Raw genomic sequence first — 351 nt, 5'->3', positions numbered from 1 at the left:
ACGCGCTCGACGGGCCGCTGCAGCTTTACATCAGGTGCGTGGTGCTCTCGGCCGGTGTGTTCTTCGGCATGTCGGGCTTTGCCGTTGTCGCCAAATGGGTGCTCGTCGGCCGCTGGAAGGCGGAAGCGTTCCCGATCTGGGGCCTGCGCTACTATCGTTTCTGGGTGGTGAAAACCTTGCTCCGCACGGCACCCGTCGTGCTGTTCCGCGGCAGCCCGCTCTACAGCCTTTACCTGCAGCTTCTGGGAACCAGGATCGGCAAGAACGTGGTCATCGAATCCCGTGCCGTGCCAGTATGCACCGACCTGATTTCGATCGGCGACCGAACCATCCTGCGCAAGGAATCGCTGA

Annotated in this window: 1 protein-coding gene; it reads left to right on the top strand. The window is 62.1% G+C overall.

What is annotated here, in order from left to right; genetic code table 11:
* Positions 1–351, top strand: a 351-nt coding sequence (locus EN857_RS33690; protein ID WP_210235166.1) for a hypothetical protein, incomplete at both ends; no start/stop codon positions are given.

Source organism: Mesorhizobium sp. M4B.F.Ca.ET.214.01.1.1 (genome assembly GCF_004791545.1).
Taxonomy (GTDB): Bacteria; Pseudomonadota; Alphaproteobacteria; order Rhizobiales; family Rhizobiaceae; genus Mesorhizobium; species Mesorhizobium abyssinicae.
Note: the sequence above shows the minus strand (reverse complement) of the source record. Positions and strands in the feature narration are given on the sequence as shown.